We start from the raw sequence: 17,469 nt of genomic DNA on the forward strand, positions 1-17,469 counted from the left end.
GGACGTTCTCCACGGCTACTCACCGACGTGACAATTTCGGGCTTTGTTAGAACTGACGTCACATCACATCGTGAGGGTGGGCTGGGGCGTACCGGACGTATCGGCCGGAACGGGGCTCTCCGGCTCCTTCCGCCCACGCGCCACGAGAACGCCACCCACCACCGCAAGCACGAAGCCGCCCACCGCCGCCCCGATCGGCAGCGTCGTGCCCACCATCCGCAGTTGCCCGCTGTCCCGCTTCGCCAGCCGCACCGCTTCCTTCTGCGTCCCGGTCGTGAACGAGACCTTCCGGCTGTCCAGCAGCACCGCCGCGTCCTTCTTCCCGCCCGGCGCCCGCAGGGTCCGCTTCGGGCCGGTCTGCGCGTAGATCACGCGGCCCGTCGCCTGGTCCACGACCAGCTCGAAGCCGTGGTTGGAGTACCACTCCTCGGCCAGCACCTGCGGCCGGTTCGGCTGGTCGACGAGGCTGCCGGGCACCATGCGCGTGCCGGTCCTCGTCGGCGGCACGGAGCCGGTGAACCGGTAGCCCGTGTAGCCCTGGATCTTGGCGGTGCCCCGGTAGCGCAGCACGACCGTGTCGCCGAGGGTGTTGTCCCACCACTGGTAGGAGCGTTTCTGCACGTCGAAGGGGAACTTCAGGTACGCCTCGCCCTCGATGTACGGCTTCTCCCCGCAGCAGTGCACCGGCCGCGTGGTCTTCCGGTCCATCACCCAGCGGTGCGGCACGAAGTCCAGCGCGTCGTGCGGATCGGCGGCCGGCAGCGACTTGTCGGTGTCGACCGTGGTCGTCACGTCCCAGACGGCGTTGCCGGTGCGTTCGCTGTCCTCGACGTTGCCCCGCACCCGCTGGGTCACGGTGATCTTCCGGTCGGGGACCGTCTCGATCCGGTCAGTGTCGAAGACGCTGCCCCGGCCCGTGTAGACGGCGGTCGTGTCGATGTCGATCGGGTTCACCGCGGCACGCGGCTCCACGTACCAGGCGAGCAGGGGCGCCAGCACCAGCAGGAACGTGCCGAGACCCAGCAGGACCAGGGAAAAGGGGGAGGTTGTACGGCGCATCCGGGCACTCCAGTGGCTTGGGACGGCTCGACGTACGAGAGGGCCGGCACGGCGGCGGAATGCGCACGTGCGGTTGGGCCGGGAACCGTAGGCCGCTCTTGACGGGGTGTCAATGCTTGTCGAGACTGGGGCGCGACAGGCAGGGACGGGACGCCCGGGGTGGGGGCGACCTCCGGATGATCTCCGGACGATTCCGGACAGAGAGGCTGACCCTGCGATGTCCAGACTGCTCGCTGCCGCGCTGACCGTCGCGCTCGCCGCCGCCCTCGCCGTGGGCGCCGCGCTGGGCGTGGTCGCGCTGCTCGAAGCCACACCCGACCAACCGAACACCCCCCTGATCACGTACGAGCAAGACGGTCAGGGGAGTTGACCGTGACGGCCGCCCGCACCGCAGCCCTCACGACGCGCTCGGCGTGGCACGACGTACCGCGCTTCCAGGTGCGCCGGTTCGCCGCGATCGCCATGGCCGAGGCGCCCGCACTCGCCGAGGAGATCCTCTGTGAGATCCAGCGCGAGTACCCGCATCTGCCCGTCGTCCTCGACGACTCCGGCGAGCCGATGGCCCTGGTCGGCATCCGCCGCGCCATCGAGGTCTTCGTGCAGCACCTGGAGCACTCGGAGGGACGTCCGACCGTCCCGCCCGGCGTCTTCCAGGACTTCGGCCGCGGCGAGGGGCTGAACGGCCGCTCCCTCGACTCCCTCCAGGCCATCTACCGCATGGGCGTACGCCTGGCCTGGCGCCGCTTCGCCGACATCGGCCAGCGCGTGGAGATCCCGCCCCCGGCGATGTACGAACTCGTCGACGCGGGCTACGAGTACCTCGACGGCCTGGTCGACCAGTCCGTACGCGGCTACGCCGAGGCCGCCGCCCGCCAGGCCGGCGAACGCCTGCGCCTGCAACGCCGCCTCATGGAACTCCTCCTCGCCGAGCACCACCGCGGCGACCCCGCCGAGGCCCTGACCGAACGGGCCGCCCGCATCGGCTGGCCGTTGCCGGCGAAGGTCGCGGTGGGCGTCCTGCTCCGCCCGGCCCGCGAGGCGATGGCCCCCGCGGTCGGCCAGGGCGTCCTGCTCGACATGGAGTACGAGCAGCCCCGCATGGTCGTGCCCGAGCCGGACGCGGCGGGCCGCTCCGAGCTCATGCACCGCGCGCTGGCCGGCTGGTCCGGCGCCATCGGTCCACCGGTCCCGCTCACCGACGCGGCCAAGTCCCTGCGCTGGGCGGAGGCCGCGGTCCGCCTGATGGAGCGGGACCTCCTCCCTTCCGGCGAGGTCCTCTACTGCACCGAACACACCGAGGCCCTGGTCCTCCTCCAGCCCGAGGAACTCATCGACGACCTGGCCCTGAGATGCCTGGCCCCCCTGACCCACTGCGGCCCCACCCACGGCCGCCGCCTCGCCGAAACCCTCCTGGCCTGGCTGGAAACCCGAGGCGGCGCCCCGGAGGTCGCCGCCCGCCTCGGCGTCCACCCCCAGACGGTCCGCTACCGCCTGCGCCAGATCCGCGAACTGTGGGGCGACGAGATCGACGACCCCGACCGCCGCTTCGAACTCGAACTGGTGCTGCGGGCGCAGCGGCTGCGAGGGGAGCTGGGGGTGTCGCGGGGGCGGCGGTGAGCCGGCTTGCTCGTGGGATTCCACCCGCCGGGACTCTGCCCATTGCCCGGGCATACCTCTATGGCTAGCCTGTGTTCGTCATGCCGATCGCCTGTTGAAATCTCGAACGCAGGCGCCTGAGATATATAGGGAGGGTGCCGGTCGTGGGACGCCTCGTACCAGCCGTGACCCGGGCTCTCGACATTCTCGAGCTCTTTCTCGACGGGGACGGGACGCTCTCCGCCCCCGACATCGTGCGCCGGCTCCAGCTGCCGCGCACCACCGTGCACGAGCTGGTGACCACGCTCGCCGCCCGGAAGTACATCGTTCCGCTGCCCGGTCAGCCCGGACGCTACCGGCTCGGCGTACGCCCGTACCAGCTCGGCGCCCGCTACTCCGAGCAGCTCGACCTCGCGGCCGAGGGGCAGCAGGTCGCCCGGTCCGTCGCCGAGACCTGCGACGAGACGGTGCACGTGGCGATCCTCGAGGACACGGACGTCATCTACATCGCCAAGGTCGACTCCACGCACGCCGTGCGGATGGTGTCGGCGGCCGGCCGCAGGCTGCCCGCCCACTGCACCTCCGTCGGCAAGATGCTGCTGGCCTCCCTTCCCGAGCCGGAGCTCACCGCGCGCATCCCCGACGGCGCCGAGCTGGTCGCGATGACCCCCAACAGCATCACCGACCCGGGCGCCCTGCGCGAGGCCCTGGCCGAGATCCGTGAGCGGGGCCTCGCCGTGGAGAACCGCGAGTCCAACCCGGACGTGTCCTGCGTGGCCGCGCCGGTCCGCGACCGTACCGGGCAGGTCGTCGCCGCCCTGTCGATCTCCGTGCCCATGATCCGCTGGAGCGAGGAGCGCCGCGCCGAGCTGGAGCAGCTCGCCGCCAAGGGCGCCGCCGAGCTGTCCGAGCACCTCGGTCACCGGGGCATGGCGTGACGACGCCGTACGAGGTCGCGGTGCGGGCCGAGGCCGAGCTCGGCGAGGGGCCCACCTGGGACGCGGCGGCCGGCCGGCTGCTGTGGATCGACATCCTCGGCTCCCGCCTGCACACGTACGACCCGGCCACCGGGCGCCGCGGCGTGCGCCGCACGGAACAGCACATCGGCGCCGTCAAGCCGCGCGCCGGCGGCGGGCTCGTGCTGAACCTGCGCGACGGCATCGGCCTCCTCGACCCCGACGGCGGCTTCCGCTGGCTCCACCACGAGCCGGTCCCCGGCCACCGCGCCAACGACGCCGCCGTCGCGCCCGACGGCGCGCTGTGGGCGGGCACGATGCGCTACGACGAGGCGCCGGGGGGCGGATCGCTGTCCCGCGTCGCCGCGGACGGCACGGTCGAGGTCGTGCTCGACGACGTGGCCGTCAGCAACGGCACGGGGTGGAGCCCCGACGGGCGGCTCATGTACTACATCGATTCCCCGACCCGGCGGGTCGACGTCTTCGACCACGCGGACGGCCGGATCTCCGGGCGGCGGACCCTCGCGGAGATCGAGTCCGGCGCGGGCTTCCCGGACGGGCTGACCGTGGATGCCGAGGGGTGTGTGTGGGTCGCCCTGTGGCAGGGGTCGGCGGTGCGGCGGTACACACCCGACGGTGAGCTGGACCGGGTGATCGAGCTGCCGGTGCCGCTGGTGACGGCCTGTGCGTTCGGCGGGGACGGGCTGACCGACCTGTACGTGACGACCGCTCGTGCGGGGCTGACCGATCCGCCCGCGCTGGCGGGGTCCCTGTTCGTGGTACCCGGGGCGGGGAAGGGGCTGGCGCAGCCCGCGTTCGCCGGCTGACGAGCGCCAGGGGGGCGCGGCAGGGCGGCCGGCTCCCCGAGACGCCCGCGCGTGGGTACGCCGACGGGGCGCGGACCCGACCGGAACGCCCCTGTCTCAGCGTCCCGTCCGGTCCAGTCGCCGCAGGACCGACCGCTCGTCCTCCGTCAGCGGCGCCCCCACCGCCGCCGGCAACGGCGGCCCGCTCAGCGTCGCCAGTACCGTCGAGGGCCGTAGCAGCCGCGTCGGCCCCGTCGTCATGCTCATCACGTCCCAGACAGCCGACGCCGCCGTGTACGAGCCGGTCGCCGTGCGGATCATGCGGCGGGTGTAGGCGGTGACCAGGCGGTCGGCGACCCCGGGCGAGCCCCCACGCGTCCCGGGGTACCAGACGTCCTGGCTCACCGCCATCGTCCACGCGGCCTCCACCGGCCGGGCCGCCCGCCGCTGCACACGCCGGGCGAGCCCGGGCTCGCCGAGGCCGGACCGCCGCAGCTCGCGGTCCAGCTCCCGGACGCCCAGCGCGGCCACCGACATGCCCTGTCCGTAGGCGGGGTTGAACGTGGCCAGCGCGTCACCGAGGACGACGAGGCGGTCGGGCCAGGAGCGAACCCTCTCCAGGTAACGGCGGTGATTGCTGGTGCTGCGGCTGACATGGACCTCGGTGAGCGGTTCCGCGCCGGAGATCAGCCGGCCCACGATGGGGTCGGGCAGGTCCAGGGTGTACCGGAGGAACGCGTCCGGGTCGGACGGCGGTTCGCCGCCGCCCCGTGTGCCGGCGAGGCTGACCATCCAGCGGTCGCCCTCGATCGGCAGCACCATGCCGCTGCGGCCGGGCCGTCCCTGATACGGATCGGCCTGCACCATGGTCAGGGGGAAACGCCCGGCCCCCTCGGGCGTGCGGAAGAGGCGGGTGGCGTTCACCAGGCCGGCGTCCACCGTCTTCTCGCGCACGTCGTCGACGCCCAGCCGCGCCAGCCAGGTCACGATCCGCGAGCCACGTCCGCTCGCGTCCACCACGAAGTCGGCGGCGAGATCCTCCTCCCCGGCGGCGGTCGAGAGGCGAACCCCGGTCACACGCTCCCGCGACCCCGTCAGCTCCAGCACCCGCGCCGTGCGGATCACCACCCCGGTGTTGTCCAGCACAGCGCCCCGCACCGCCCAGTCGAGCAGGGCCCGGGTGCAGGTCAGCATCCGCGGTCCGGGGTGACGCCAGCGCCGGAACCAGCCCTCGGGCGTGAGGGCGACCATGCCCGAGCCGAGCGGAATCTCGTGCGCACCGGCGGCGAGCAGGTGCTTGCGCATGCTCACGCCCGGCACCAGGTCCTCCATGGAGGCCAGACCGCCGGCCATGAGGAGATGCGCGTGGCGACCCTGCGGCAGGCCCTTGCGGTGCTCCGGCCCCTCGGGCAGATCGTCGCGGTCGAGCACGACCACCTCGTCCGCGACGGCGGACAGGGCCGCCGCGGCCAGCATGCCGGCCAGACCCGCACCGATGACGACAGCTCTACGCGACATGCGACTCCCCGCACTCAGCCATGAAGGCTCCTTTGCCCTGAGGGCATTCCCCGATGTCCGGCCACAGCCGTGCAGCGCCCAACACCGGCCGCGAGCAACGGTTTCGAGCCATGCGGGCCTTGTCCCGGACGGCTCTCACCGTACCTTCACGTACCGTGCCCGTGGCCCCCCGTGCGGGTCTCGTCCGCGAATCCGGCCGGGCACGGCGGGCACCGGCCGTGGCCGGACACGGCACCCGTGGCCGCCGGGGGCAACCCCGGGGCGTGGTCAGCCGGTGAGCGACTTGCCGTCCGTATGCGCCAGGGTGCGGATCGCCCGAAGGTCCTCCGTGCGGCGCAGGGCCCGGGACACGGCGCCGATCTCGCGCAGCAGATCCGTGGTGTCACGGGCACCGGTGCCGTCGTCCTCCCGTGTCCGGTTCCTGGCGTCGGCCGCGTCCAGGATCGCCGCGGTGGCGGCGAGTGCCTTCGCCAGGTCGGGCGGATGGCCGAGGGCGAGGGCGGCGTCGTGGAACCGTTCGCGCCGGTCCTCGTCGAGGTGCCGGGCGAGCGGCAGCAGCACGTCGCGGATGAACGTCTCCCGGCGGACCAGTCGCAGCTCCGGCGTCGCGCGCAGCAGGAACGGGACTCCCGCGCCGTTGACCGTCTTCATCAGCAGGTACAGCGGCCGCAGTTCGTGATGGGCGAGCCGGACGTGCCAGCGGCCGTGCAGGTACTGCCCGGCGTGCGGGAAGATGAAGCCGACCGCGATGAGCACGGCGGACAGGCAGGCGAGCGGCGGGGCGACGGCCGTGCTCAGCCAGTCCACATTCCGCCCGGACCAACGGGCCACCACGGCGCTGATCTTGGCGGCGTCGAAGAGCAACTGCGCCGCGTAGCCCACGCCGAGGAACTTCAGCCCCCAGCGCAGCAGCGAGTCGAGCCCGTCGGTGCGGACCCAGTTCCAGATCAGCCCGTTGGTGACCAGCGCGGCCACGGTGTGCGCGAGCAGGTAGAGCACGATCACTTCGCGCATGTACGGGGTGTTGGCGTAGTACGTGTCGAGATCCCGCAGCCGCTCCACCGGCACGTCCGCGAGGGCGAACAGCACCCACATCGCGACGATCACACTCGAGTAGACCGCCACGACCCCGCGCATCGCGCGCCGGGTGCGGTCCGAGCGGTCGGACAGGCCGTTGCGCCAGGAGATGATCAGCAGCAGGCAGAAGGCGCAGAACGCGGTGAGCAGCGAGTAGACCCAGGGGCCGGAGAAGTTCGCCACTCCGGTGAGCCGGTTGACCCGGGCGATCGTCGACGGCGCCACGAAGACGAACACCGCGCAGGCGAGCAGCAGCAGCCCGCCGACCGCGCGCAGCATCGGGTCCTTCCAGAGCCGGATGATGCTCGGCAGCTTGATGGCCAGGGCGGCGGCCAGGACCCCCGCGGGGATCCACCAGAAGTTCGGGTAGAACTGGTTGACGAACTCGGCCGGGGTCAGCGCGACCGTCGTCACGGTGCCGCACCTCCTCGCGGGCCCCGGTAGCCCAGCGACCGCTGCACGGGTTCGAGGGGTACGTCCGGCGCGCGCTCACCCGGCAGCAGCGCCCGGCACCCCGCGGCCAGCCGATGTCCGAAGGCATCGGCATCGGCCTCGTCCCGTTCCCGGGAGCCGTTGCGGGCGGCCACCGCCAGCGCGACGTCCTCCCACCCCGGCCGGTCGGCGAACGCGTGGGCCGCCGCCGCACCCGCCCCGTGGTGATGTCCGTGCCCGGCGTGCAGATGCCACAGCTCGTGCCCGAGGATGACCAGTTGCTGCACGGCCTCGGCCCGTTCCTCGACGATGACGAGGTCGAAGTCCTGGAACTCCACCCACAGGCCCGTCACTTCGATCTCGTCCGGGAAGCGCTCGAAGCGCAGCTCGACGGGCCGTCCGCCGCGCCGGGTGCTCATCTCCTCGCACAGCGCCCGGCACAACTCCCGTATGTCGGTGGGGTACCGGGGTCTTTCCCGCACCGCGGTGGCGAGCTCGGCGGCCAGGCCGCGCATGGCTGAGCCACTGCGTGAGCGCCTGAGCGCGGCGGTGACTCGGGCGGCCCTGATCCGCGCGCCCGCGATGTCCATCGCTCCCCCTTCTCAGCACCGGCCGACGGCCTTGCGGCGCGTCCGAGACTACGCGCCCGAAAGTGTGCGCGTCATGCGATCCGACGTCCGATGTTCAACGGAGAACGACCGTTTCTGCCCGGAAAGTCCTGACCGAAGTCGAGCCGGACCATTGACGCGCAAGCGCTTCGAACTTACGGTCCCGTTCGAAGTGGCGAGCGTCATCCGAAATATCGAACGGATACTGGTCATCGATCGTAAGGGCAGGGCATGGGACGACCTGACCTGAATCGCAGGCAGCTTCTCGGCGGGCTCGGCGGACTCTTCGTCGCGAGCAGCTTCGGCTTCGCCGCGCTCGGCACCGGAGCCGACGCACTCGCCGCCGGCGCCGACACGCGCGTGCGCTACTGGAACCTCTTCAGCGGCGGCGACGGCGCCAACATGATCGCGATGCTGGACGCCTTCCGTAAGGCGAACCCGGACATCGCGGTGAAGGACTCCACGCTCCAGTGGGGCAGCCCCTTCTACACCAAACTCGCCATGGCGGCCGCGGGCAACCGCGCCCCCGACCTCGGCGTCATGCACCTCGGCCGCGTCACCGGCTTCTCACCCGGCCGCCTCCTCGACCCCTGGGACGTCGGCCTGCTCGCCAAGTACGGCGTGCGGGAGCAGGACTACAACCCCACCCTGTGGAAGCGCGGCGTCATCGACGGCAAGCTCTACGCCCTCCCGCTCGACATCCACGTCCAGCTCTGCTTCTACCGCAAGGACGTGCTGAAGAAGGCCGGGCTGCTCGGCGACGACGGCCGGATCGTGCCGGTCACCTCCACCGACGAGTGGTTCGACGTGCTGAAGGAGGCAAAGCGGGCCACGAAGAAGGGGCTCCAGACCATCGGTATGTGGAACAGCGACCAGAACTTCCAGTGGTGGTTCTTCGTCGCGTTCTACACCCAGCTCGGCGGCACCTGGTTCAACGCCGCGAACACCGAGGTCACCTTCGACACCGACAAGGCCGTCCAGGTGCTGGAGTTCCTGCGCCGGCACGTCACCGACGGATACTCCGACCCGGGCTTCGGAGGCCTCGCGAGCGCCGAACAGTTCCTCAACGGCTCCCCCTTCGTCTGGGAGGGCAACTGGTCGGTCCCGGTCTACTCCGGAGCGAAGCTCGACTACGGAGCGACCCCGCTGCCGCCCGTCTTCGGCCGGCAGGCCACCCACGCCGAGTCGCACTCCTTCGTCCTGCCCCACCAGTCCGACCGCGGCGGCGCCACCGACGAGGCCGCCCACCAGCTCGCCGCCTACGTCGTCCAGCACGCCCAGCAGTGGGCGGCGGGCGGCCACATCCCCGCGTACACACCGACCCTGTCCACGGCGGCGTACAAGAAGCTGGACCCACAGAGCGAGTACGTCTCCGCCATGGACCACCAGGCCACCGAGCCGAAGGTGTGGTTCGCGGGTTCCACCGGCATCCTCGCCCAGCGCGTCGGCCCGATCGTCGTCTCCTCGACGACGGGCTCCGCCAAGCCGGAGGCCGCGGCCGACCGCATGAGGAAGGCGCTCACCCGGCTCCTCGCCACGAAGAACCCCATGGACGGGAAGACAGCCGCAGAAGGAGGTGCCGCCTGATGGCGACCAGCGCCCACACCGTCGCCGCACCCGCACGCGCGAAGACCGCCGCCGGCAGCGCCACCCTCCGCCGCAGGCAGGGCTTCCAGCACGGCGGCTGGTTCGTCGCCCCGTTCCTCCTGCTCTTCGCCCTGTTCGTGATCTGGCCGCTGCTGCGCGGCGTCTACCTCAGCTTCACCGACGCCAACATCACGGGCGAGGGCGCGAGCTTCGTCGGCCTCGACAACTACCGCGAGGCCCTCGACGACCCCCTGGTGTGGGAGTCCCTCGGCCACAGCGCGTACTTCACGCTCCTGATCGTCCCCTGCATCACCGTCCTCGCGTTCCTCCTCGCGATGCTCGCCCACCACATCGAACGCGGCAAGTGGCTGTGGCGGCTCTGCTTCTTCGCCCCGTTCCTGCTGCCGTCCACCGTCGCGGCCAACCTGTGGCAGTGGCTGTTCAACCCCGGCACCGGAATGATCAACTACGTCTTCGGCATCGAGACGCCCTGGCTGACCGACACGTCCTACGCGATGCTCGCCATCGTCATCACGACCCTGTGGTGGACCGTCGGCTTCAGCTTCCTGCTCTACCTCGCCGCCCTCCAGGGCATCCCGGACCACCTCTACGAGGCCGCCGAACTGGACGGTGCGAACGCCTGGCACCGCATGGTCCACATCACCCTGCCGATGCTGCGCAACATCACCGGCCTGGTCATCGCCCTCCAGGTCCTCGCCTCGCTCCAGATCTTCGACCAGGCCGTCGTGATGATGGACTTCCTCCCCGGACCCGAGGGGTCGACCCGCACCTTCGTGCAGTACACCCTCGAAGAGGGCTTCACCAGCTACCGCGTGGGCTACGCCTCCGCGATCTCCGTCATCTTCTTCGTGATCATCGCGGCCGTCGCCCTCGCCCGGATGTGGCTGCTGCGCAACCGTGAGGAGAGCGCCCGATGACCACCAAGGCGTGGACGCCCGGCCAGATCCTGCTCACCCTCCTCGGTACGGCCGTGTCGATCGTCTTCCTCGCCCCCTTCGCCTGGGGCCTGTTCACCTCGCTCAAGTCCGAGACCGAGGCGGTGGAGGTCCCGCCGCACTGGCTCCCCGAGGACTGGACGGGCCAGGCCTGGAGGGCCCTGTTCGAGTCCGGCAACATCACCAACTGGTTCGTGAACTCCCTGGTCGTCTCGGTCTGCGTGACGTCCGTCGTCCTGCTGGTGAGCGCCCTCGCGGGCTACGGCTTCGCCCGCACCGAGTTCCGCGGCAAGGGCGTCCTGATGGGCCTGGTCATGGCGGGCCTGATGATCTCGCCCGCGGTGCTGGGCGTGCCGCTGTTCACCACGGTCCAGCAGATGGGGATGGTCGACACCTACTGGGGGATGATCCTGCCGCAGTGCGCGCCCGCCGCGATGGTCTACATCCTCTACAAGTTCTTCCAGGGCATCCCGCGCGAACTGGAGGAGGCCGCCTTCATCGACGGCGCGGGCCGCTGGCGGGTCTTCTTCACCATCGTCCTGCCGCTCTCCCGCCCCTCCCTCGCCGCGGTCGGCATCTTCACGTTCATCGCCTCGTGGAACAACTTCCTCTGGCCGTACATGGTGACCAACAACCCCGACCTGATGACCATGCCGAACGGCATCGCGACCGTCATGAACTCCTACGGCATCCAGTGGGCCCAGCTCATGGCCGGCGGCCTGATGGCGGGCCTGCCGCTGATCATCGTGTTCGTGTTCTTCCAGAAGCAGATAGTGGCGGGCGTCGCCCACACAGGCCTGGCAGGCCAGTAGGAGACCCCCAAGGGGCGCGGGGAACTGCGCGACCGGCCACCACACACCCGCAGACGAAACTGAACCTCGAAAGGCAAGCATGCACACCGCCCGCTTCACCCTCGACCCCGCTTTCACGGTCGGCGAGGTCAACCCTCGCCTCTTCGGCAGCTTCGTGGAACACCTCGGCCGCTGCGTCTACACCGGCATCTTCGAACCCGACCACCCCACCGCCGACGACAAGGGCCTGCGCCAGGACGTCCTCGCCCTCGTCCGGGAACTCGGCGTCACCGCCGTCCGCTACCCCGGCGGCAACTTCGTCTCCGGCTACAAGTGGGAGGACTCCGTCGGCCCCGCCGAGGACCGCCCCCGCCGCCTCGACCTCGCCTGGCACTCGACGGAGTCCAACCGCTTCGGCCTCTCCGAGTACATCGACTTCCTGCGCAAGATCGGCCCCCAGGCCGAGCCGATGACGGCCGTCAACCTCGGCACGCGCGGGGTCGCCGAGGCCCTCGAACTCCAGGAGTACGCCAACCACACCGCGGGCACCGCCCTGTCCGACCTGCGCGTCTCCCACGGCGACAAGGACCCCTTCGGCATCCGCCTGTGGTGCCTCGGCAACGAGATGGACGGCCCCTGGCAGACCGGCCACAAGACGGCGGAGGAGTACGGCCGGGTCGCCGCCGAGACGGCCCGGGCCATGCGCCAGCTGGACCCCGGCGTCGAGCTCGTCGCCTGCGGCTCCTCCAGCCAGTCCATGCCGACCTTCGCCGAGTGGGAGGCGACGGTCCTGAAGGAGACGTACGACCTCGTCGACTACATCTCGCTGCACGCCTACTACTGGCCCGAGAACGGCGACCTCGACTCCTTCCTCGCCTCCGCCGTCGACATGGAGTCCTTCATCGACAACGTCGTCGCGACCGCCGACCACGTGGGCGCCCGGCTGAAGTCGAAGAAGAAGATCAACCTCTCCTTCGACGAGTGGAACGTCTGGTACCTGCCCGAGTGGGAGGCCCGCGCCAAGACCTTCGAGCAGGACGACTGGCCCGAGGCCCCGCGCCTGCTGGAGGACAACTACAGCGTGACGGACGCGGTCGTCTTCGGCTCGCTCCTCATCGCCCTGCTCCGGCACGCCGACCGTGTCACGGTCGCCTGCCTCGCCCAGCTCGTCAACGTCATCGCGCCGATCATGACCGAGCCCGGCGGCCCGGCCTGGCGGCAGACCACGTTCTTCCCGTTCGCGCAGGCGGCGCGGTACGGCCGCGGCCAGGTCCTGGACGTCCGCGTGGACTCGCCGACGTACGAGACGAAGAGGTACGGCGAGACCGACCTGCTGCACGCCACCGCCGTGCGCGCCGAGGACGGCACCGTCGCCGTCTTCGCGGTCAACCGCGGCCGCACCGACGCCCTGCCGCTCGAAGTCGCCCTGAGCGGCCTCGACCTGACGCGGGTCGTCGAGCACAGCGCCCTCGCGGACGCCGACCCCGACGCCCGCAACACCCTCGACGAACCCGAGCGGGTCGCCCCCCACCCGGTCGACGGCACGGCTCTGAGGGACGGCACGCTGAGCGCCGTCCTGGAGCCGCTGTCCTGGAACGTGATCCGGCTGGCGTGACAGCCGCCGGTCAGCGTTCGATGTGCAGCCGGGCGGTCGAGGACGCCGCGGTCGAGGTCGTCCCGACCGCCCAGTAGCCGGCCGAACCCGGCACCTTCGCCAGGGCGTTCATGACGACGGGGGTCGTGGCGACCGGCCCCCGCTCGCTCACCCAGGCCGTGCCGTCCCAGCGCAGGTAGTGGGCCCGGGTCTGGTCCCAGAAGTCCCAGCCGGCGATCCGGTCGGGCCGCCCCTGCGCGTCGGCGACGATCCCGTTGAGCATGCCGACACCGAACGGTTCGGTGACGCCCTGCCAGGTGCTGCCGTCGCCGTGCAGGAGCAGGACGCCCGGAGGCTTGCCGACCGGGCCGCCCACCCCGTAGTCGTAGCCGACGAGCCACAGGTCGTCGTCGGAGACCGGCAGCAGCCCGGTGATGCTCGCGCGCAGGCCCTGGTAGGCGGGCAGTTCGGTCCAGGCCGAGCCGTCCCAGCGGGCGACGATGCCGACGCCGTACAGCCAGACGTCGCCGCGCGGGGTGAGCTGGACACCCGACGGGGTGGCCGTGGGCGCGCTCGGCGGCGCGGGGAGCCAGGTCCAGGTGGTGCCGTCGTGGTGCAGGAGCAACTGGCCGTCGGAGGTGCGCCCGGAGAACCAGGCTCCGCCGCCCGGGTCGACCGCGACGCCGGTGAGGGAGGTGCCGGACCGGCCGCGGCCGGGGAAGTCGGTCTCCCGCCAGGTGCCTCCGTCCCACGCGAGCAGATGGGTGACGCCGGCCGTGTCGGTGCCGATCGCCCACGCCGAGCGGGCGCACGTCCCGGCGACGGAGTGCAGGTAGCCGCGGAAGCCCAGATGGCCGAGGCCGGTCCGCGACCAGGCCGTGCCGTCCCACACCAGGGCCAGTGGGGAGCCGAGGGTGCTTCCGCTGCGGCCCTCCTCGCCCACGGTCCACGCCAGGCCGTCCCCGGCGGCGGCGACGTCCCGCAACTGGGCGGCCGCTGTGCCGTCCGGTGCGGGCGCGGCCCGCCACTCGCGGGCCGCGCCGGTCGCCCGGGCAGCCGCCGCCGCGACCGGCCCCCCGCCCGCCGGGACGAGTCCAAGACCCGCCCCGGCACCGACTAATCCGCTGATGAATCGCCTTCTTCGCACCAGAGTCCCCTCCCGGTCGCCGGTCTGAAGGGTCAACACGGTGAACCAGCGTGCCGGAGAAGGCAATGCACGGGGACGGCTCGATCCGGTCACACCTGCTTGACGGGCACCCCTCCGGCGGCGGCGCCCAGCAGCGTCAGCCGCACCTCCCCCGGCCCGGACGGTGTGGTCCCGTCGGACAACACCGCCAACGCCAGTGTGTTGGCACCACGTGTGCGCAGGATCCCGTTCGGCAGCACGAACGTGTGCTGCGGGCCTACGTCGTTGATGTACTGGCCCATGTTCCAGCCGTTGAGGAAGATCTGGACGCGGTAGGCCCGGTCCGGATCATCGTCGAGGACGAGCCCGATCGAGGCGTCGACGCCCGGGGCGACGTCCAGCCGGAAGTCCGTCCGGTACCAGGTGACGCCCTGCCGCCGGTCCGACCGCGGGAGTTCGGCGTCCTTCCAGTCCCCGTCGTCGTACTCCGGCAGATGCCAGCCCTCGCGCTCCCCGTGCAGCCCGCCGGTGTTCATCGGGCCGCGCACGGGGTCGGGCATGGCGGTGCCCTGGATCCGCCATGCGACCTCGGGGGAGTCGCCCTCGAAGGTGACGGCGGTCAGTCCCCGTGCGGCCTTGTGCGTGTCGAGCGCCTTGCCGTCCATGTCGTGCTGCATCCGCCGCACGAGCACGGAGAGCACGTGCCGGTCGCGCTTCCCGCCCTGCTCCCGCTCCTTCTCCCGCTCCTCACGGAACGTCTCCCGCAGTTTCTCCGGCAGGTCGAAGGCGGCCTTCGCGGTCCATGTCCCCTGCCGCGCCCGGTCCTTGTCCGGGACCGGCATCCGGTGCGTGCCCAGCGGCTCGCCGTCCAGCCAGGCCATCAGCAGGCCCTGGGTGCCCGAGCTGTAGGCGAGGGACACGGACTCGATGCCGTTCGCCCCGGTCCACTCGCCCCGGTACCAGACGTCGCCGTAGTGGAAGCCGTAGTCGTCGGCGAACAGGACGGGCTGCCCGTCGGGCACGGGCGTGGTGCTGAAGGTCGTCTCCTTGTCGGCCGTCGTCCAGTCCGAGTCGTCGAAGTCCGGATCGGCCTCCGGGTTCCCGGTCCGCCGCCGCCAGCCGTCCAGTGCGGGCAGGGCCGGCCGGGTCACACCGGGCAGCGGCCGCAGCGCCAGCAGGCTGCCGGAGGCACTGATCCGCGTGGGGACCGGCCGCCCGTTCCAGGTGACGTGGGTGATGCCGCGCGGCCCCCACACCTCCAGGCCGGTCTGCCCGGTGGTGTCGCCGGTGAGGTGGACCGTGGAGCCGCGCAGGGTGGCCGACCGCAGCAGGGCGGGGCCGTAGACGAGGAGCTGGCCGGACGGGGTCTCGTAGGGCCACAGCCGCAGGGCGGTGGCGTCGTCGGCGAACAGCAGCAGCATCGGCGTGTCCACGCCGTCGCCCTCGACCCGCACCCGGCTCAGCCCGCCGGCGCCGAGCGGGGCGGTGACGTGCAGCTTGCCGAGGTTGTAGGCCCAGGCGGGTTCCGCGTCCAGCCGCATGGGCGTCGGCTCGTCCGCGCAGTCCAGCACGACCTGCGCCATCTCGCCCCGGCGGCCCGCGAACACGGCGATGTCCTGCCGCCCGGCGGTCAGGCTCACCATGGGCTGCACGGTGGAGTGCACCAGCGTCCGCTTCCCGAGCCTGAGATGGGCGGCGATCAGCTTGGCGTCCCGGGCCGGGACGGTGACCGGCACGTCGATCCCGGCGTCCGGCAGCGTCGAGGAGACCGCCTCATCGGTGTCGTTGCGCAGGACGTAGAAGTGGGCCCCGGTGTCGGGGTTGGTCAGGGGGTAGACCTTGATCCGCTCGTCGGCCGCCCGCAGGGACTTCGCCCGGTTCAGCCTGGCGAGGTCGGGCACGGACCGCAGCAACTGCCCGATCTGGTGCATCGGGGCGAGCTTCGGGGTGGCGTTGCGGGCCTCGTCGAACGCGGCGCCGTAGTCGTACGAGGTGTAGACGGCCGGTGCGGGCAGCCAGCCCCAGGAGGTGCCGCCGTACGTCATGTAGACGTTGTGCAGGGTGATGCCGTTGGCGAGGTTGGTGAGGTAGAAGCGCCGCTCGTACGCCGCGTCCCGGGTCCGGCGCGCCTCGGCGTACCCCTTGCCGTCGAACCAGGACCCGCCCCACGGGTCGAACCAGCCCCCGCCGGACTCGGGCACGAACCCGGGCGTCCGCGGACTGGCCGTCGCCCCGCCCTTCCTGCCGCCGGTCCCGAACGACCCCCAGTCCGGCGGCACCTCGTCCGGCTCCGGATACCCGTCGAACCCGTACAGCCAGCGCCCCTTCTCGCCGCCGGTCCCGAACGACCCCGGCGTCCAGTGGCCGCCCGGCCCCTTGTCGTTGTGGAACAGCGGTACGTCGATGCCGTCGGCGCGGACCTTCTCGTACAGGTACGACATGTAGGCGCGCCCGGACGGCTCGTCGACGTGCGCGTCGTACTCGTTCTCGATCTGGTAGAGCAGGACCGTGCCCGTGCCCCGCGTGAACAGACGCTTGGCCGCGATGGCGTTGACGGCGCTCAGCCACTCGTCGACATAGCGCAGATACGTCGGGTCGGAGGTCCGGGCCCGGCCCTCGGTGGCGGTCAGCCAGCCCGGGAAGCCGCCGGCGTCGACCTCCGCGTTGATGTACGGCCCGGGCCGCAGGATCACGTACATCCCCGTCTCGGCGGCCGTCCGCAGGAACAGGTCCAGGTCGCGCACGCCGGTGAAGTCGTACCGGCCGGGCGCGGGGGAGTGGTAGTTCCAGGCGACGTACACGCTGACGGCGTTGTAGCCGTGGGCACGCATCTTCTCCAGCACGTCCCGCCACAGCGACGGGCTCGGCAGCCGGAAGGGGTTCAACTCGCCCGACCAGAGCACCAGGCGACGGCCGTCGACCAGCAGCGAGTAGTGGTCGAAGCCGATCTCGTGCCGTCTGCCGTCCGCGCTCGGCACCGGTGGCGGCGGGCCGGTGGGCGCGGTGCGTGCCGGGTTGGCGGAGGTCGGCGACCCGCTGCCGGTCAGCGCGAAGCCGAGCGCCGCCGTGCCGGCCAGAGCGTGGAAGGTACGCCTGCTGAGCTCCAAGGGAGCGCCTCCTGTTGTGCCTTGCGGTGCGTGGTGCGTACTGCGTCGGTGCGGCGGTGGGTGCGTGCGTGTGCTCGCTGTGTTGCGTGCTGAGTGTGCTCAATGTCTACAGGGTGACGGCGACCATGGTCCTGTGAGGATCTCTGCACGTGCGGACTCTGCGCGGTACGAGCGGTCGTGGAGCCGTTGATCGGCGGCCGTGCGGGGCGCTCTGCGTGATCCTCATTCCGTCCTCGGGATGTCCTCGGGATGTCCT

The 17,469-nt window shown here is 71.6% G+C and carries 14 protein-coding genes; 8 read left to right on the forward strand and 6 right to left on the reverse strand.

The features are described 5' to 3' along the window. Positions 1 to 63: 63 nt before the first annotated feature. Positions 64 to 1,059 (reverse strand): DUF3068 domain-containing protein, encoded by a 996-nt coding sequence (locus G3I77_RS02590; protein ID WP_248500779.1) that lies wholly within the window; start codon positions 1,057 to 1,059, stop codon positions 64 to 66. Between the two features lie 217 nt (positions 1,060 to 1,276). Between G3I77_RS02590 and G3I77_RS02595 the strand changes: the two genes are divergently transcribed. The 4 genes from G3I77_RS02595 (at position 1,277) to G3I77_RS02610 (ending at position 4,438) form a co-directional block, all read left to right on the forward strand. Further along, positions 1,277 to 1,429: a hypothetical protein gene (locus G3I77_RS02595; protein WP_234848896.1), complete on the forward strand. Its 153-nt coding sequence runs from the start codon at positions 1,277 to 1,279 to the stop codon at positions 1,427 to 1,429. Between the two features lie 2 nt (positions 1,430 to 1,431). Beyond that, positions 1,432 to 2,676 (forward strand): helix-turn-helix domain-containing protein, encoded by a 1,245-nt coding sequence (locus tag G3I77_RS02600; RefSeq protein ID WP_248500780.1) that lies wholly within the window; start codon positions 1,432 to 1,434, stop codon positions 2,674 to 2,676. Between the two features lie 143 nt (positions 2,677 to 2,819). Beyond that, entirely contained in the window at positions 2,820 to 3,593 is a 774-nt protein-coding gene (locus tag G3I77_RS02605; RefSeq protein WP_248500781.1) for an IclR family transcriptional regulator, read from the forward strand. Then, positions 3,590 to 4,438, forward strand: coding sequence for an SMP-30/gluconolactonase/LRE family protein (locus G3I77_RS02610; protein WP_248500782.1), 849 nt, complete (start codon positions 3,590 to 3,592; stop codon positions 4,436 to 4,438). The genes G3I77_RS02605 and G3I77_RS02610 overlap by 4 nt, the downstream gene beginning before the upstream one ends. A gap of 96 nt (positions 4,439 to 4,534) precedes the next feature. Here G3I77_RS02610 and G3I77_RS02615 read toward each other — a convergent pair whose 3' ends face one another. From G3I77_RS02615 to G3I77_RS02625, 3 genes are all read right to left on the reverse strand, one after another. Further along, positions 4,535 to 5,935: an FAD-dependent monooxygenase gene (locus G3I77_RS02615; protein WP_248500784.1), complete on the reverse strand. Its 1,401-nt coding sequence runs from the start codon at positions 5,933 to 5,935 to the stop codon at positions 4,535 to 4,537. A 267-nt stretch (positions 5,936 to 6,202) separates the two neighbouring features. Continuing rightward, entirely contained in the window at positions 6,203 to 7,426 is a 1,224-nt protein-coding gene (locus tag G3I77_RS02620; protein ID WP_248500786.1) for a DUF6545 domain-containing protein, read from the reverse strand. Next, positions 7,423 to 8,034, reverse strand: a complete 612-nt coding sequence (locus G3I77_RS02625; RefSeq protein WP_248500787.1) for a toxin-antitoxin system, toxin component family protein — start codon at positions 8,032 to 8,034, stop codon at positions 7,423 to 7,425. Before G3I77_RS02625 ends, G3I77_RS02620 begins: the two co-directional genes overlap by 4 nt. A 249-nt stretch (positions 8,035 to 8,283) precedes the next feature. Between G3I77_RS02625 and G3I77_RS02630 the strand changes: the two genes are divergently transcribed. The 4 genes from G3I77_RS02630 (at position 8,284) to G3I77_RS02645 (ending at position 13,001) form a co-directional block, all read left to right on the forward strand. Further along, positions 8,284 to 9,639 carry an extracellular solute-binding protein gene (locus G3I77_RS02630; RefSeq protein ID WP_248500789.1) on the forward strand — a complete coding sequence of 452 codons (1,356 nt, stop codon included), beginning with the start codon at positions 8,284 to 8,286 and terminating at the stop codon, positions 9,637 to 9,639. Beyond that, positions 9,639 to 10,577, forward strand: coding sequence for a carbohydrate ABC transporter permease (locus G3I77_RS02635; protein WP_248500790.1), 939 nt, complete (start codon positions 9,639 to 9,641; stop codon positions 10,575 to 10,577). Before G3I77_RS02630 ends, G3I77_RS02635 begins: the two co-directional genes overlap by 1 nt. Beyond that, positions 10,574 to 11,407, forward strand: a complete 834-nt coding sequence (locus G3I77_RS02640; RefSeq protein WP_248500791.1) for a carbohydrate ABC transporter permease — start codon at positions 10,574 to 10,576, stop codon at positions 11,405 to 11,407. The genes G3I77_RS02635 and G3I77_RS02640 overlap by 4 nt, the downstream gene beginning before the upstream one ends. Positions 11,408 to 11,486: 79 nt before the next feature. Continuing rightward, positions 11,487 to 13,001 carry an alpha-N-arabinofuranosidase gene (locus tag G3I77_RS02645; RefSeq protein ID WP_248500792.1) on the forward strand — a complete coding sequence of 505 codons (1,515 nt, stop codon included), beginning with the start codon at positions 11,487 to 11,489 and terminating at the stop codon, positions 12,999 to 13,001. Between the two features lie 10 nt (positions 13,002 to 13,011). Here the strand turns inward: G3I77_RS02645 and G3I77_RS02650 are convergent, their stop codons facing one another. Together G3I77_RS02650 and G3I77_RS02655 are read right to left on the reverse strand one after the other, a co-directional pair. Continuing rightward, positions 13,012 to 13,965, reverse strand: coding sequence for a hypothetical protein (locus G3I77_RS02650; RefSeq protein ID WP_248500793.1), 954 nt, complete (start codon positions 13,963 to 13,965; stop codon positions 13,012 to 13,014). 251 nt (positions 13,966 to 14,216) lie between these two features. Continuing rightward, positions 14,217 to 17,213, reverse strand: coding sequence for a beta-galactosidase (locus G3I77_RS02655; protein WP_248500795.1), 2,997 nt, complete (start codon positions 17,211 to 17,213; stop codon positions 14,217 to 14,219). Positions 17,214 to 17,469: the final 256 nt, after the last annotated feature.

The organism is Streptomyces sp. D2-8 (assembly GCF_023184515.1).
Classification (GTDB): domain Bacteria; phylum Actinomycetota; class Actinomycetes; order Streptomycetales; family Streptomycetaceae; genus Streptomyces.

Bases quoted from the DNA above. Each gene is read 5' to 3' on its own strand.
- G3I77_RS02630 (WP_248500789.1), top strand. From the start codon at position 8,284: ATGGGACGACCTGACCTGAATCGCAGGCAGCTTCTCGGCGGGCTCGGC.
- G3I77_RS02635 (WP_248500790.1), top strand. From the start codon at position 9,639: ATGGCGACCAGCGCCCACACCGTCGCCGCACCCGCACGCGCGAAGACC.
- G3I77_RS02625 (WP_248500787.1), bottom strand. From the start codon at position 8,034: ATGGACATCGCGGGCGCGCGGATCAGGGCCGCCCGAGTCACCGCCGCG.
- G3I77_RS02595 (WP_234848896.1), top strand. From the start codon at position 1,277: ATGTCCAGACTGCTCGCTGCCGCGCTGACCGTCGCGCTCGCCGCCGCC.
- G3I77_RS02615 (WP_248500784.1), bottom strand. From the start codon at position 5,935: ATGTCGCGTAGAGCTGTCGTCATCGGTGCGGGTCTGGCCGGCATGCTG.
- G3I77_RS02640 (WP_248500791.1), top strand. From the start codon at position 10,574: ATGACCACCAAGGCGTGGACGCCCGGCCAGATCCTGCTCACCCTCCTC.
- G3I77_RS02590 (WP_248500779.1), bottom strand. From the start codon at position 1,059: ATGCGCCGTACAACCTCCCCCTTTTCCCTGGTCCTGCTGGGTCTCGGC.
- G3I77_RS02645 (WP_248500792.1), top strand. From the start codon at position 11,487: ATGCACACCGCCCGCTTCACCCTCGACCCCGCTTTCACGGTCGGCGAG.